We start from the raw sequence: 15,886 nt of genomic DNA, 5'->3' as shown, positions 1-15,886 counted from the left end.
GTATTTAAGTTTGTATAAGTGGTACTAAATAAACTTCAAACTATATTGAACCATATCACTATATTTAAAAATACATTTATCCTAGTATTTGCTAGGCAGGTGATACTATGGAAAAGAACAAAAAAATAATCATCGCGGGAATAGTTATTATCCTACTTGGGATTGCTGCATATTTTGCATTCTTTGGAAATCAAGGGCAACTATATACCCAAGATACAAAAGGACCAATTACTGTAAAAAAAGGGGATACATTCAAAATCAGTCTTACCTCTAATCCAACTACGGGATATCAATGGAATGCAGATTTCGATGAAAATCTAATTGAATTGGTCAACACTTCATACAAAGCTGATGAACCACAGCTTATAGGAAGTGGAGGAACAGAAATATTCGAATTTAAGGTAATTGGATCCAATGCGGACACTAATATACAATTCACATATTCCCGATCTTGGGAAAGCGTTCCCCCAATTGATGAGAAGTCTTTTGAAATAAAAATAAAATAATATTTTTTAATTTATTTTATTAAATTTTCTATAACATATTCTTCAAATTTATCTAGAATCTCTTTAGTATTTTTCTTCCCAAAACCTATCCTAAAATTTTTGTTATAATCCCCAAAAACAAATCCAGGTAATAATAAAATACCTTTTTTTTCCAAAACATCATTTGAAAAATCTTTAACATCCATATTAAATTTTATTTTGGGAAAGCCTATTGCACCGGCTTTAGGCCTTACCCATTCAAATAGATCTTTGTATTTTTCAAAAAATGCATCGAGTAACTTTAGATTGTCTTTTATAATTTTCATATTCTTTTCAATTATTGTGTTTTTGTTCCTTATTGCAATTGCTGAAAGCATTTCACTTGGAGAGCTACAACAGATAGTAGTGTAATCTTTAAATGAGACGATTTTTCTTAAAACTTCTTTATTTCTAACAGATGCCCAACCAATTCTAAGACCTCCTAAACCGAAAACTTTTGACATCGCGCCAAGAGAAATGCCTTTATCATAAATATCTGCAATCGCTAGAATTTGGTCACTTTCTTCATACTCGGTAAATCTATATACTTCGTCGGAAAAAATCCAGATATTATTACGGTTTGCAATATCAACTAGTTTTGCAATTGCATCTTTTGAGAAAAGAAATCCTGTTGGATTATGTGGATTATTGATAACTATCATTTTTGTATTATTCTTTATGTCCCTTCTAAGAAACTCCATATCAGTTTCCCAATTATTATCTTCTTTCATTTCCCATTTTGTAACTTCACACCCAATAGAAATTGGAATTTCATATAAAGGCTGATAACAAGGCCATTGAACAATCACATGGTCATTTTTTTCTAGAAGTACATTCATTATTACAAATATCCCTTCAGCCGCTCCAGAAAGAATGACTATTTCGTCACTTGAAATATTAGAATAAAGCGTCGATATCTCTTCTCTAAAATATTTACTTCCCTGGGGGTCAACATATCCTAATTTTAATTCGCTAAACTTTTTTGGATAATCCTTATCCATGTTCAATAATTCGTTTATATCAAATGATTCCGAATCAGAGGTACAGAAAAGGTATGGTGCTATAAATTCATACTTGGCAAGATATCTCTCAAGTTCCAATTCATTTACTTTCATAAAATAAATAATAAACTATTAGATATATGTTTTTTGATAAGCGCCAGAAATGAAATTATCCATCTTATTTCCAAAAAGTTTCAAAAATAATACTGTGGCAACAACATTTACAATAATTGATATTGTAATAGCGGGAAACATATTGGACCAGATTAATGGAATTTCACCAATATTATTGTCTCTAAAAATTGAAATTGAAATTGCAACAAAAGTTGAAGTAAATATGTATCTTGATAGTTGACCTACTATCACAGCTTTTTCTTTAGAAGTTTTCTTCACAAAATAAAATGTAACTAAAGCCATCATGGCATCGCCTATACCTGCCGCCATTTCAACATACACCCTACCTGTATAAATTGTTGAGCTAATGCCCTTGACAAGTGCAGTTATAACTCCTCCTAAAGGCGTAAAAAGTGAGATAATAGATACAGGTGTAGTTCCAAGATTTGGATTGCCCCATTGAAAAGGAATATTAAAATAAGTTAAAATAGCAGCACTAATACAACTGATTATTAATAATAAAATCTTTTTATCCATGTTTTTAATTATGCCCTTATCTTTAAATGAATTTCTTAATTTTTTATCAGAATATCACTAGATTTTTGATTTATAGAACAGTATTCAAATAAATCCAGTTAAATTAGAAAACCTTATAAATATCCTATTTGTTTTTACTATGAGGGATTCAATGAGGGAGAATTTATACGAACCTACTTATGTTCTTTTTGAGAACTCTCTCTCTACAGTTTATTGCTATTATTATTATGGCTATTGAATTCCCTCGTGAAAATTTATCCCTAACTTAGGGAAATTTAACGGGGTGTTTTTTTGGAGTTTAAATCCAGAGAGGAGATAATAGAATATCAGAATAAAAAACTAAGAAATTGCGTAGAGTACGCTTCGAAAAACTCTCGATTTTTCAAGGATACTTTGAAGAAGTGCAATCTAAAACCTGACGACATAAAGAATATCGAAGATCTTCAGAAACTTCCGTTCACAACAAAGAATGATCTAAGGGACAACTACCCCTTTGGGCTTATGGCCGTTCCAATGGAAGAAATAGTAAGATTTCATGCTTCTTCTGGAACTACAGGAAAATCTACTGTTGTTTACTACACAAAAAATGACCTTGATACTTGGTCTGACTTGATGGCGAGAGTTCTAGCAACGACAGGTCTAACAAAAAAAGATTCTATGCAAATTATCTACAACTATGGCTTTTTTACAGGAGGATTTGGTTTTCATTACGGTGCTGAAAGGCTTGGCGTTTCTGTAATTCCAACAGGATCTGGTAACACCAAGAAACAGATAGAAATAATGCGTGATTTTGGTACAACCTCCTTTACAAGCACCCCCTCATATGCAATATATCTTGGGGAAACAGTTCAAGAAATGGGAATTGACCCCACAAAGGATCTTAAGCTAAAGATTGGCGTTTTTGGCGGAGAACCTTGGGGAGAAGGCATGAGGCAGAGAATTGAAGAGTTATTTCATATTAATGCCTACGATAATTACGGACTTTCTGAACTATGCGGGCCTGGTGTAGCAGTCGAATGTAAAGAAAAAGATGGTCTTCACGTTTGGGAAGATTGCTTCATAATGGAAGTAATTGATCCAAAAACAGGAGAACTTGTAGGCGAAGGTGAAAGGGGTGAGCTAGTTTTTACTCCACTATGGAAAGAAGCTATGCCAATCTTTAGATATCGTACAAGAGATATCTCTAAAGTTTATGAAGACAAATGTAATTGTGGCCTTCCATTTAGGAAAATTGAAAGGCTTCATGGCAGAAGTGACGATATGCTCATCATAAGGGGCGTAAACGTTTTCCCGAGTCAGATTGAGGAGGTAATTTTGAAAAATTCAGCCTTTAAAGGGCATTATGCCATAATTGTTGAAAGAAAAGGGCCTCTTGATAATTTGACGATTGAGATAGAGGTGACAAAAGACCTTTTCACAGGAAATCTGAAGGACTTAATCCAACTTAAAGACAAAGTTGAAGATGACTTGAAAAGTGTTCTTTTAGTAAAAGCAGACGTTAAACTTGTTGAAGAAGGAGCTATACCTAGATCTCAAGGTAAAGCACAACGAGTAATAGATAAAAGGAATTTATGAAGATAGGAGGAATTAAATGATATTTGGTCTACCGGAAGTAACATTTTATGTTGTTTTAATAGTTCCGATAGTAATAGCCCTTTTACTTTTGTTTTGGGGATTTAAATACAAACCGGAGGAGGAGAAATAATGGCATCAATAATGACGACATCTCTAGTTGTAATCTACTTCTTAATAATACTTGTTATAGGTGCTTGGGCATCTAAAAAAGTAAAGAATAGTGCGGATTACATTATAGCTGGCAGAAGTCTTGGATTTTGGTTCTTTGTCATACTTATTGTTTCTTCTGCGACTAGTGGTATGAGTATTCTTGGTGTAGCTGGGCTTGGATATGTTGCAGGATGGCCCAGTATTTGGGAACAGATATTTGTACCCCTGACAACAGCAATATGTATCTTGTTCTACGGAACAAAATTACACAAAATTTCAGAAAAAATGGGTTACATGACAGTTCAGGACTACTTTGCTAACAGATTTTACAGTCCAAGGCTCATGAGAGCCCTTTCTGGACTTGCCGTAATCGTTACAAGCAGTATTTATCTTGTTGGTCAATACACAGCGATAAGTATAGTCCTTGTATGGCTTTTCGGCATAACACATACTGAAGCACTTCTAATAGCGGGTATAATTGTTCTATTGTATGTGGTATTGGGTGGATTATATGCAGTTGCATGGGTAAATCTAATTCAGGGAGTATTCATCATTGCAGGAGTATTAATAGTTTCTCCATTCGTTATTAACGCAGCAGGTGGATTTACACATATTAACACTGTATTGGCCTCAATAGATCCAAACATGGTAAATCTTGCATACCCACAAATGCATCCCCCTTACGCAGGATACGCATTTATGACTCCACTGTATTTGGTGTCATTCTTCTTCTTGCTTGCAATTGGTCTTGGATCGGCACCACATATTATTAACAACGTACTTGCAGTTAAGAAGGACAAATACTTTAAATTTGCACCATTTGCAGCATTTGGAATATATGTTGTAATAATGTACCTGATAAAAATCGTTGGATTTGGAACAAGGGCAATGGTACAAGACGGATTACTAACGGTACCTTACGCTGACTACTCTTTTGTCGCTGCTGTCAATCAAGCTCTACCCTCGATGATATGGCCGTTATTTGCAGTTATTGTCCTATCTGCAGTAATGTCAACAACTGACAGACTTATGCTTACTATAGGAACTTCAGTCAGCTGGGATATCTATAAGAATTTGATAAATCCAAAAGCTAATGATAAAACAATTACAACGATGAGCAGGGCCGTTGTCGTAGTCGCAGCAGCTTTAACACTCTATCTTGCAGTAAAACCACCTCAACTCTTAGCACTATTAATCTGGATGGGAATAGGCATAATGCTTTCAACATTTGTAATGCCTTTGCTTGCTGGACTTTACTGGAAGAAAGCTACAAGAGAAGGAGCAATTGCTTCAATGGCAGTAGGATTTTCAACCGCAGTTATATTTGGATTTGTCCATCAATTCATAATGAAACTACCAATGCACTTTAGCATGTACAGCTTTGTCTTAGCAGTAATAACAATGATCGTTGTAAGTCTTGTTACAAAGAATCCATCTGAAAAAGTCCTGAAAGAAACAATGACTGGGCCTTTCATACAGCAAAAGAAAAGGTGAAATACTTGCAGATACTATCAGTATTTATTGAAAACAAACCAAAAAGACTCTCAAAGATAATTGAAGAGCTATCCAAAGAAGGAATATCTATATCTGGACTTGCTATTGCAGATGCAGGTGATTTTGGTATAGTAAGACTTATTGTAAACGATGTAAAAAAAGGAGCTTCAATACTATCACAACACGAGATGATTGCAAATATACAAGACGTAGTTGGTGTTAATTTAAATAGTAGCACCATTTCAGAAATTTCAAAAATCCTTGGAGAAAACAATGTCAATATCGAAGATGCAATAGGATTTGGGTTTATTGACAATCAGAAGATACTGGTATTAAAAGTGGACAACATTGAACTTGCTAATAAAATCCTTTCTAAAGGAGGATTTAAAATTTATTAATTTATTTTTTTTTCAAAAGCAATAGTTCAAGATAGGACCTTCTTTCACTTTCTAGAAAAAGATCTTCGAAAAGATTTTCTATTCTCTTAACGTCTTGAAGATTTTCTGATTTTAACTCCACTTCAATAAACTCTCCAAGCTCTTCGACGTCATCTATTGAAATTGTAAAATCTTTGTAGAGATATAATCTTCTTTTTTTCCTTACATTTAATAACTTTTTATACCCAAGTTTATGGAGTATTTGCTCTACTTCTCCTGAAACATAAGCTTCGTATTCCTCCCTTGATTTGGATACCCTATCTAGCTTTGGGCCTTTATACGTTAAAACAGCTTTATCCCCCGAATATCTAACTCTTAAAGCTTCGTCAGTTTCCTTAAAATCCCTGATTGGGGAAGAAAAATAGACATCTTCTTCTATTCTTTCTCCAAGGAACTCTGCCCTCCTTAAGATCTGATCAATTCTTCCCCTTATGTAATTGTCTATTTTAGCTTTCATCTCAAGTTCAAGCATAAGTTATTTTAATGTAGTTCTATTTTATATGTTTGTTGATTTGATGAAGTTAAGTGACATAGCAAGAGAATATGGGTATAACTTTGATAATCTTAAGCGATATAATGAAATGTTCGGAGAGAAACTACCTGAATTCTTAGAAGCCAATGAAAAGGAAAACAAAGATTCAATTAGAGTCAATACCATCAAAATATCAAGAAATCAATTATATGAAAGGCTTACAGAAAGGGGATTTATATTAAAAGATATTAGTGATTTTGGATTTATTATAGAGGAATCAAATTTTTCTGTATCTTCTACCCAAGAGAATCTTCTTGGATACTTTTACATCCAAGGCGTTGCAGAAATGATTGTTTCACCAATTCTTTCACCTACTAAAAATGACTTTGTAGTGGACATGTGCGCAGCTCCAGGTGGTAAAACAACACACCTTTCCGCAATAATGGAAAATCAAGGTGTAGTATATGCCTTTGACATAAATAAAAGAAGATTATCTGCACTAAAAAATAATATTTCAAGGCTTGGATGTTTGAATATTGCCGTATTTAATCTAAGTGGGGAAGAAATAACAAAGATAAACAATAGGCCCGATAAAATTCTTCTAGATGCGCCTTGCACAGGTAGCGGTATAATGAGGAAAGATAGCTTGAGAAAATCTTTAAAGACGACTCATGACATAATATTTTTGAGTGAAATTCAAAAAAAACTTCTTAAAGCTGCTATTGACAGTTTGAAAAATGGTGGAACTCTTCTTTATACAACATGCAGTCTAGAACCAGAAGAAAATGAATTTGTCGTGCAGTGGGCCCTAAATAATTTTGAGATTAAATTATCTAATATTGATACAGATATTAATGGAGTTCCTCTTGTAAATGGATTTACAGAAATCTTTGGAAGAAAATTATCTGATGAAATTTCATTATGCAAAAGATCCCTTCCACATGTCCACAATACCAACGGACTATTTATGGCAAAAATTACTAAACTCTAAAAAAAGTGTAGGATTGAACCTAAAATCCCGCCGGCAATAGTTGCCATAATATTTGTATGATTGTTTCCAAAAAAGTCGTACCAAGTTTCAAGAGTTGCACCAACTATACTATCGATATTAGATCCTACAAATCCTGCAACGCCAGTAATAAAAATTATTCTTATGTCCCCCAATCCTGCAAGATAAGCCATAATTCCAATTAAAAAAGCAATAAAAAGCTCTGCTATTTCTCCCAATATCGTTACTCCTCCATCTGCTCCAGTTTCTACAACTTTTAAATTAGTTATCAACCTTGGCTTGTAATTAGAAAGTCTTCCTATTTCTCCTCCTGCCGTATCTGCAGCCGCAGTTGCCAAAGCACCAAGAAATCCATATAAAAATATATTGCTATCCAAATTAAGATAAACAGGCGCAATATAGTAAAAAACTGCAAAAATAGAAGCAACAATGCCGTTTCCTAAGACATTAATATAACTCCTTGCACCTTTGTTTTTCTCAGCTACTCCTTTTTTGCTCTTTTCTTCATATCTAAATTTTGTAGCTATAGATGCAGTTATAAAAAAAAATGCTAGAATGAAAAAAAACCTAAACCCACCAAAAACAATAATTGGAATTCCAACAAAAATGCCGGCGACAAACCCAGAAAGGTCAACAGCCCTAAATTTAAAAGAAAGACCTCCAAAAATAATGCAAAAACACGTTGCTAGAATTATATGCTCCGAAGTAATCATCCGTTCACCGGTGAAACTTTCTACCTTTAAGAAACTTATAAAACTATCTTCATGGAATTAACCGTAAATTTTTTAAGCATTACCCTAAAGGAGTCTTATAAGCTCCGGTGGTGTAGTCCGGCCAATCATTCGGCCCTCTCGAGGCCGTGACCCGGGTTCAAATCCCGGCCGGAGCACTTTTTATAATTATTATAATTTTTGGGTAATTCTCAATCTTTTTTGCGAATAAATTTAAAATATACTAAAGCCTTAAAAAATAAATTTAATTTTTATCAGATGATATAAATATTTGATAATATATTGAGGCCAGACAATGCAATTAACAGTGTATCAAATACCATTATTATTAAGTTCGATAGTGTCATCCATAATAATCTTCTTTCTTCTAAAAAGAGAACAGTCTCCCGGAAGTCGTTACTTAACTGTCTGTATTTCTGCTGCATTTTTTTGGGCATTAGCAGATCTATTGAATCTTGGCAGTATATCTCTTTCAAGTAAATTATTTTGGGATAACGTTTCCTATATGGCTATTGTAATATTCCCAGTTTCATGGATATTATTTGTCTTTGAGTATTCTGGGAAATCAAAATATATTACTAAAAGTTTGATTTTTTTAATGTCTTCTTTTTCACTACTTATCTTAATAATCGTATGGACTAATCAATATCATTACCTATTCAGGAGTGATATCTTTCTTATAGAAATTTCTGGAGTTTTGGCATTTGGCAAAAAATATGGGCCTTTATTTTGGCTTTTTATTATCTATTTTTATTTCTTGATTATAATAGGAATATTTTATTTATTTCAATCCTTCAATTTATCTAACTCAATCAATAGAAAGCAAAAAATAACATTTATAATTGCTATTTTTATTACTTGGATTGCAAATTTGATACATTTATCACGAATAGTTATTTCACCGTTAGACTTTACTTCAGTTTCTTTTTCTCTAATGGGTTTAGTCTTACTAATTGGAATCACAAAATATCAATTATTAGATATAGTACCAACTGCATATCTAAACGTTTTTAAAAATATGAATGATGCAATTATTGTTTTGGGGAGATTTAATCAAATTGTTGAAATTAATCCTTCAATGGAAAAAGTTCTTGGATTAGAAAGTAGTAAGATTTGTGGAAAAAAATTAGAACAGATCTCAGAGATATGGCCTGAACTCAACAAAGAATATCTTAATTTATCCTCTAAAAAGCTTGCCAATAAAAAGAATCTAGTGAAAGGAAATAAGATTTTTGAAATGGACATCTCAAATATATACGATTCTAAAAATTTTTTAATTGGGTATATTATTGCTCTACATGATATTACCAATCGTAAAAAAATGGAAGATAAATTAATAAAATCAAATAATCAAATTGAAGAGCTTAATGAAACTTTGCAGATAATGAACAAAATACTTAGGCATGATCTTTTAAACAAACTAACTATCATGAAATCTTCTTTATGGCTTTTAGAGGAGAAGAATGATAAATCTTCAATTGATAGATTAAATCGTTCAATAGATAGTGGTATTGGGCTAATTGAAAGAATAAGAGAACTTGAATCTTTTATAATGGCTAAAGGAGAATTAATTCCGGTGTCTATATCCGAAGTAGCTGAGGAAGTTTCAAATAATATTCATATTCAGGTTAAGATAAACGGAAATGCAATCGCACTAGCTGATCAAGCTTTATTTTCAGTGTTTGAAAATATTTATAGGAATGCAATTGTTCATGGGAAAACAGATAACATAGACGTTGACATATCTTCTAAAAAAAATATATGTGAAATAAGAATAACTGATACGGGAGAGGGTATCCCAGAATTCATTAAAGATAATGTATTTGAAGAAGGTATAAGCTATGGCAGTGGCAAAGGCAGTGGGCTTGGACTCTACATCGTTAAAAAGACAATAGACAGGTATGGTGGCACAATTACAGTTGAAGACAATAAACCAAAAGGGACTATTTTTATCATTAAATTAAAATGTGCTAAGATCTAGTTTTTCAAAACCTATAACATTTATAAACTTGTAGATGGATTAAATAATATGGATAATTTTGATCAAATTCCCAAGAGGCGTCCAAAAAGTCCCGGTTGGGGGAGGCTTCTTCCCTTCCTTGTAATTGGTTATATACTCTTCACATCATTCGTAGGTTCGATAAGATTACCTTCTACAAATTTAGAGGACCCTATCCAATCTGTTTTTTTCAATACAAGCATTTTACTTGGAGGAGTCGTAGTTGCTGTAATATTAGTTATTTCTTATATGACATATTCTAAAAAATAAGAAGTTATATAAACATCCTTTTCTAAATATTATTAATGTTTAAACGCATCTTTTTGATTGTTGATGCGGGTATTGAAGTTAGAATAGTTTCGATGTATGCGATTTTGATTTCAAAGTGTTCAAAAGCGCCTCTATTTTTAGTGCCCTACACAGATAATAAAGAAATTGTAGAAAATATTGAATATATCAATAAAATAGCAAACCAAGAGAATGTATCTACAGAAATATTAGAACTTAAAGGCGACATTCTTTATGAATTAAACAAAATTATAAGGGACAAAGAACTTGATTTGATAGTAACCCCATTAAAAAGGCAAGAAAATGGACTTTTTTTCATAGGTAGTTTTACTCAAAGGCTGATGAAATATGCCTTATCATCGGTAATGGGGGTTAGAATAGTCAAAATCAGGCCCCTAAAACAACATAAAAAATTATTAGTTCCACTCTCTAACAAGGACTACCATGCCAAAGAACGAATATTTTTAATTGAATCAATTTCAAAGTCATTAAATCTCAAGGTTTCAGTTTTAAGGTGTATTAAAAATCCTAAAGGAAAAATGGACAAGGTAGAAATGCAGAATGCTTTCATCGAAACTGAAAAATATTACTCCTCTTTTATAGATCAACTTAAAGAGAATGGAATTTCTACTGATTTAGTGATAAAAGAGTGTGAGCATGCCACAGACGGCATACTTGATGAAACAATGGCTTCTAACTATGACATACTTTTTGTTAAAGCCAAGACTCAGAATATTCTAAAAGAATTTCTTATCGGAAATGAAACTGAAGAATTACTTAGGAGGACTCCCTCTAATTTATTGTTTTGGAGGTCAAGGGAGTAAGATATAGATGGAGCAAATAAAGGATATCCAAGAGCTTTCGGTAGAAGAAGCCATTTCAACTCTTGAGTCTTCTAAAGAAGGACTTTCAAAAGATGAAGTTGAAAAAAGATTCTCATCTTTTGGGCCAAATGAGATACAAGAAAAAAGAATTACTCCGTTGTATGTTAAGCTCCTTAAACAATTTTTCAATTTCTTTGCAATTTTATTGTGGGTCGCAAGCGGCCTTTCGTTTTTAGGTGAGTATCTTGCACCTGGGGAAGGCAATATTAATCTTGGGATAGCGCTCGTAGTTGTAATTTTCATCAATGCTTTTTTTACTTTTTATCAGGAATATAAGGCCGAAAGAGCAGCTGAAGCTCTAAAAAAACTATTGGCACCGACAGCCATAGTCTTGAGAAACAATAAAGAAGAAGAAATATCTGCAAATCAGGTTGTAGTTGGGGATGTCATTGTTTTAAAAGAAGGGGATAAAGTTCCTGCCGATGCAAGGCTACTCGAGCAGTATGAATTAAAAGTCAATAATGCACCGCTAACGGGCGAATCAGTATCTCTTAAAAGAAGTGTAGATCCCTTTAAAGGAAGTATACTTGAGGCAAAAAACGTAGTTTTTTCTGGAACTACAATAGTTTCAGGTTCTGGAAAAGCTATAGTTTTTGCCGTAGGAATGGGAACAGAGTTTGGGAAGATAGCAGGACTTACTCAAGAAATAAAAGAAGACCCCACCCCACTACAAAAAGAGATATCCTATTTTATTAAATATATCTCATTAATTGCCATACTTTTAGGGGTAACATTCTTTTTAGTTGGCTGGTCTTTAGGAAATACTTTCACAGCAAATTTCATTTTTGGCATAGGAATCATAGTTGCAAATGTTCCAGAAGGGCTTCTTCCTACAGTTACTTTAACTCTGTCTATAGCGGCCCAGAAAATGGCAAAGAAAAATGCCCTGATTAAAAGTTTAAATTCTGTAGAAACCTTAGGCTCAACAACTGTAATCTGTACTGATAAAACTGGAACCCTCACACAAAACGAAATGACCGTTAAGAAAGTATTTGTTAATGACCAAGAGTATGATGTTTCTGGAGTTGGGTACAAACCCGAAGGGAAACTCCAGCTCGATGGGAAAGATATAGAAGAGAAAGAAATTGAGTCTATTATACCTCTTTTAAAAACTTCTTTCTTTTGCAATGATTCAAAAATAACTTTTAATGAAAACAAGCATTCCATAATTGGAGATCCTACGGAAGGGGCTCTTTTAGTTTTGGCAAAAAAAATCATCGATACAGATGCAACATGTCAGCTCGAAGAAAGAATTTTTGTAATACCGTTCACCTCTGATAGAAAAATGATGAGCACAATATACAAAGGAGAAAAAACTATTGCATACGTTAAAGGGTCTCCTGAATCGATTATAGGATTATCAAATAAAATATTGAAAAATGGAAAAGAAATTGATTTAACTCATCAAGATAAAAAAAATCTTCACGATAAAGCTGAAGATTTTGAAAAAAAGGCTTTGAGAACCTTGGCACTTGCATATAGGGAAGTAAGTGAAAAACAAAGCTATAATTCGGAAGAGGTAGAAAAAGATCTAGTATTGTTGGGATTTGTAGGCATGATAGATCCTCCTAGAATCGGAGTTAAAGAGGCAGTTAAGAAATGCAAGGAAGCTGGGATCAAGGTAGTAATGATAACAGGAGATAACAAACTTACTGCCGAGGCAATTGGGCGGAGCGTAGGTATAATTGAGGGAGGTTCGCCAGTTGTAGTAGAGGGAAGCGAAGTTTCTAAAATGGACACAGAAGAGCTGAAAAGTTTATTGACAAATCCAGAAATTATTTTCGCAAGGTCCTCTCCAAAAAATAAACTTGACATAGTCATGGCTTTAAAACAGATGGGTGAAGTTGTAGCTGTAACAGGAGACGGCGTAAATGATGCCCCTGCTTTAAAGGAGGCCGACATTGGGGTATCAATGGGCACAGGAACTGATGTTGCAAAGGAAGCTGCCGATGTTATACTTATAGATGACAACTTCAAGAGCATCGTAGAAGCTGTACTTGAAGGCCGGGCCGTTTATGATAATATTAGAAAATTTGTTTCATACATTTTAGTTAGTAATGTGCCTGAAATAGTTCCATTTATAGTATATGTACTCTTTAGAGTTCCTCTTGCCCTCACAGTTATTCAGATATTGGCAATTGATTTAGGCACAGATATGCTCCCTGCAATTGCACTTGGAACGGAGCCCGCGGAGATTGATACTATGCAAAGACCCCCGCGCTCAAGAAAAGATAGACTACTTACAGTTCCTTTAATATTAAAATCATATGGGCTAGTGGGCCCGATAGAAGCCGCAGCAGGACTATTTGGGTTTTGGTGGGTATTAAAAGAAGGGGGATGGACATGGGGCGCACAATTAGCTTTTACTGATCCTCTTTATCTTAAAGCTACAACAATGTGTCTTACTGCCATAATAATATGCCAAATAGTCAATGTGATGGGATGTAGAAGTCTTAGGAATTCCGTATTTAAAATGGGATTTTTTAAAAACAAATATATATTTTTAGGGATAGCCAGTGAAATCATATTGATTATAGCCTTTACAAATATTCCATTCTTTAAGACTTTTCTTGGAACTGCATCAATCGAGCCCGAATTAATTTTGCTGATTTTACCTTTTGCATTAATGATATTCGTAGTAGACGAATTAAGAAAATATTTGATGCCGAAGCTAGGATTGAAAGAAATATAATTTTTATTAATTTACCATTTGACAATTAATAATTTAAACTGGCCTTCATCTTGCTTCAACTAAGGAGATTTAGTGAATCAAACTTTCAAATCTTACATTGACCTCACAAGAGCCCATTTTATGTTTGCATGGCCTTTGATATTTTGCTCTGGTTTATTTTTGGCATTTTATAACTATGGAGGGTTTTCCTGGACTTTAGTAATTAAAGCTATACTTATAGGTCTTTTTGGATTTGAAGGTGGAATGATATTAAATGACTATATTGATAGAGATATTGACAAAAGCGATGTAGAATATGATAAACTGACTTTATATTGGAGGCTCTATAAAAGTAGACCTTTGCCATTTGGAGACATATCTTCAAAAAACGCATTAAGATTATTCCTATTATTCTTTATTATTACTGTTTCTCTAATTCTTACACTTCCTTTTCCCAATTCTCTTTACGTCATGTCGATCTATTTCTACTGTTATCTTATGGAATACTTTTATCAGATAAAAAAGAGAAGTCAGAAGTTCCCTTTTGCACAGCTTCTTGGGAGAACTGATTTTGCCATATTTCCAGTTGCAGGATATTTATGTGTTGGGGCTCCAGACAAAGTAGCATTGTTATTCTTTCTTTTCTTTTATCCGCTTGCATTATCTCATCTAGGATTAAATGATTTAATTGATATTAAAAATGACATCGTCCGTAAAATGAATACTATAACAGTTCTTTACGGGATCAAAGGAACTGTAATCTGGATTGTATTTTTTAATTTTATTCATTTCTTAATGGCCATAATATTTCTTTCAAGCCTTCCTAAAGTAACTCTTTATGGATTTTTAATTCCTTTTGTACTGTTATTGATTGGCACCATCTCCATAATTAAGGATTCAAGTCCAACTAAAGGTCTAAAAGTCCTTCCTTTGTATCACATGTCTATGGCCATTTATTCAATCTCAATAATCCTAGGAACTATAATATAAAGAATTATAAAAGAAGATTATTTATTTTTACTAGATTTGATGATGCATAAATCTAAAATTATTTCTTGGATTAAAATAATGAGATTGGAATTTTATTCTATGCCGCTTGTAGTATATTCTTTAGGAGCCTTGATTTTCTATAGATTTAATGATTTGTTTCTTCCAATAAATTATGTCTTTGGGTATCTAATTATTTTTTTAATTGAACTTCTAACAGTCTTTACAAATGAGTACTATGATTTTGAAGCAGACATGCTAAATAAAACCCCAGGAAGATTCACTGGTGGTTCAAGAATGTTAGTTGAAAATAAAATTTCAATAAAGGGATTGAAAACTTCGTTAATATTTGTTTCACTGTTCCTTTTGATTCTTTCTGGATACCTGTTAAACATTACTTTTTTTTCTCATCAAGTATTATTTCTTTTAGCCATAGGGATTATTTTTGGGATTTCTTATACTACTCCGCCCTTAAAATTATCGTACAAGGGATTAGGTGAATTGGACGTTGCCTTTATACATGGATTCTATGTTATTATCTGTGGGTATGTTTTCCAGAAAGGAATCCTTGATACCAATATAATTTGGATCATAACTATGCCTATTTTCTTTTCTTCACTGGCAGGCGTATCCCTTGCTGGTATACCAGATATAGATTCGGACAGATTAGTTACAAAGAAAACATTGGCATCAATAATTGGACCTAAAAATATTTTAATCTTTTCTACTATTTGTTCTTTGATTACTGGGATATTTGGAATTTATCTGTATTCTCTTTTCAATTTATGGCAACTAAGTTATTTGTATTTATTACTTCCAATTTACTCTATATGCATATCTTACATTTTTTTATCTAAAATGAAATCAAAAAAACATGAAATGGGGATCAACAAAATGATTTTTATGAGTATGATCTTAATTGCATTGTCTAGTTTTACTTCCGTAATTATTTTTATTTTATAATCGGGGCATTTGTCTAAACTTGCTTAATAATTTTACTAAAATTATTCAGC

The 15,886-nt window shown here is 33.0% G+C and carries 15 protein-coding genes and 1 tRNA gene; 12 read left to right on the top strand and 4 right to left on the bottom strand.

What is annotated here, in order from left to right; all coding sequences use genetic code 11:
- The first annotated feature begins 107 nt into the window (after positions 1-107).
- On the top strand, positions 108-506 hold the full coding sequence (locus HPY60_01900; protein ID NPV49933.1) for a protease inhibitor I42 family protein: 399 nt from the start codon (positions 108-110) through the stop codon (positions 504-506).
- An 11-nt stretch (positions 507-517) separates the two neighbouring features.
- Here the strand turns inward: HPY60_01900 and HPY60_01895 are convergent, their stop codons facing one another.
- Positions 518-1,639, bottom strand: coding sequence for an aminotransferase class I/II-fold pyridoxal phosphate-dependent enzyme (locus tag HPY60_01895; protein ID NPV49932.1), 1,122 nt, complete (start codon positions 1,637-1,639; stop codon positions 518-520).
- Between the two features lie 18 nt (positions 1,640-1,657).
- Positions 1,658-2,176, bottom strand: coding sequence for a hypothetical protein (locus HPY60_01890; GenBank protein NPV49931.1), 519 nt, complete (start codon positions 2,174-2,176; stop codon positions 1,658-1,660).
- 291 nt (positions 2,177-2,467) lie between these two features.
- Here HPY60_01890 and HPY60_01885 point away from each other — a divergent pair, with 291 nt between their 5' ends.
- From HPY60_01885 to HPY60_01875, 3 genes are all read left to right on the top strand, one after another.
- Positions 2,468-3,751 (top strand): phenylacetate--CoA ligase, encoded by a 1,284-nt coding sequence (locus HPY60_01885; GenBank protein NPV49930.1) that lies wholly within the window; start codon positions 2,468-2,470, stop codon positions 3,749-3,751.
- A 129-nt stretch (positions 3,752-3,880) separates the two neighbouring features.
- Positions 3,881-5,395: a sodium:solute symporter family protein gene (locus HPY60_01880; protein ID NPV49929.1), complete on the top strand. Its 1,515-nt coding sequence runs from the start codon at positions 3,881-3,883 to the stop codon at positions 5,393-5,395.
- A 5-nt stretch (positions 5,396-5,400) separates the two neighbouring features.
- Positions 5,401-5,793, top strand: a complete 393-nt coding sequence (locus HPY60_01875) for an acetolactate synthase (protein ID NPV49928.1) — start codon at positions 5,401-5,403, stop codon at positions 5,791-5,793.
- A gap of 1 nt (position 5,794) precedes the next feature.
- On the opposite strand, the gene cyaB is transcribed toward HPY60_01875, so the two are convergent.
- Positions 5,795-6,304, bottom strand: coding sequence for a class IV adenylate cyclase (cyaB, locus tag HPY60_01870; GenBank protein NPV49927.1), 510 nt, complete (start codon positions 6,302-6,304; stop codon positions 5,795-5,797).
- A gap of 43 nt (positions 6,305-6,347) precedes the next feature.
- Between cyaB and HPY60_01865 the strand changes: the two genes are divergently transcribed.
- Entirely contained in the window at positions 6,348-7,295 is a 948-nt protein-coding gene (locus HPY60_01865) for an RsmB/NOP family class I SAM-dependent RNA methyltransferase (GenBank protein NPV49926.1), read from the top strand.
- Here HPY60_01865 and HPY60_01860 read toward each other — a convergent pair.
- Entirely contained in the window at positions 7,292-8,026 is a 735-nt protein-coding gene (locus HPY60_01860; protein ID NPV49925.1) for a DUF92 domain-containing protein, read from the bottom strand. The genes HPY60_01865 and HPY60_01860 overlap by 4 nt on opposite strands.
- 101 nt (positions 8,027-8,127) lie before the next feature.
- Here HPY60_01860 and HPY60_01855 point away from each other — a divergent pair.
- The 7 genes from HPY60_01855 to HPY60_01825 all read left to right on the top strand — a co-directional run bounded on the left by HPY60_01855 (position 8,128) and on the right by HPY60_01825 (position 15,836).
- Positions 8,128-8,202 (top strand) — tRNA-Glu (locus HPY60_01855).
- Positions 8,203-8,339: 137 nt separating this feature from the next.
- The gene (locus tag HPY60_01850; GenBank protein ID NPV49924.1) at positions 8,340-10,025 is read left to right on the top strand and encodes a PAS domain S-box protein; all 1,686 of its coding nucleotides are present in this window, start codon (positions 8,340-8,342) and stop codon (positions 10,023-10,025) included.
- Between the two features lie 48 nt (positions 10,026-10,073).
- A complete protein-coding gene (locus tag HPY60_01845) occupies positions 10,074-10,313 on the top strand; it encodes a hypothetical protein (GenBank protein ID NPV49923.1) in 240 nt (79 codons plus the stop codon).
- A gap of 35 nt (positions 10,314-10,348) precedes the next feature.
- Complete coding sequence (locus tag HPY60_01840; GenBank protein NPV49922.1) at positions 10,349-11,155, top strand: universal stress protein; 807 nt, start codon at positions 10,349-10,351, stop codon at positions 11,153-11,155.
- Between the two features lie 7 nt (positions 11,156-11,162).
- The gene (locus tag HPY60_01835; protein ID NPV49921.1) at positions 11,163-13,907 is read left to right on the top strand and encodes a cation-transporting P-type ATPase; all 2,745 of its coding nucleotides are present in this window, start codon (positions 11,163-11,165) and stop codon (positions 13,905-13,907) included.
- 72 nt (positions 13,908-13,979) lie between these two features.
- Positions 13,980-14,876 (top strand): UbiA family prenyltransferase, encoded by an 897-nt coding sequence (locus HPY60_01830; protein NPV49920.1) that lies wholly within the window; start codon positions 13,980-13,982, stop codon positions 14,874-14,876.
- A gap of 39 nt (positions 14,877-14,915) precedes the next feature.
- Positions 14,916-15,836 carry a prenyltransferase gene (locus HPY60_01825; protein ID NPV49919.1) on the top strand — a complete coding sequence of 307 codons (921 nt, stop codon included), beginning with the start codon at positions 14,916-14,918 and terminating at the stop codon, positions 15,834-15,836.
- Positions 15,837-15,886 lie beyond the last annotated feature (50 nt).

The sequence above is a fragment of the Methanofastidiosum sp. genome (assembly GCA_013178285.1).
GTDB lineage: Archaea > Methanobacteriota_B > Thermococci > Methanofastidiosales > Methanofastidiosaceae > Methanofastidiosum.
The sequence above is the reverse complement of the archived record's forward strand: the minus strand, read 5'-3'. Positions and strand labels throughout refer to the sequence as shown.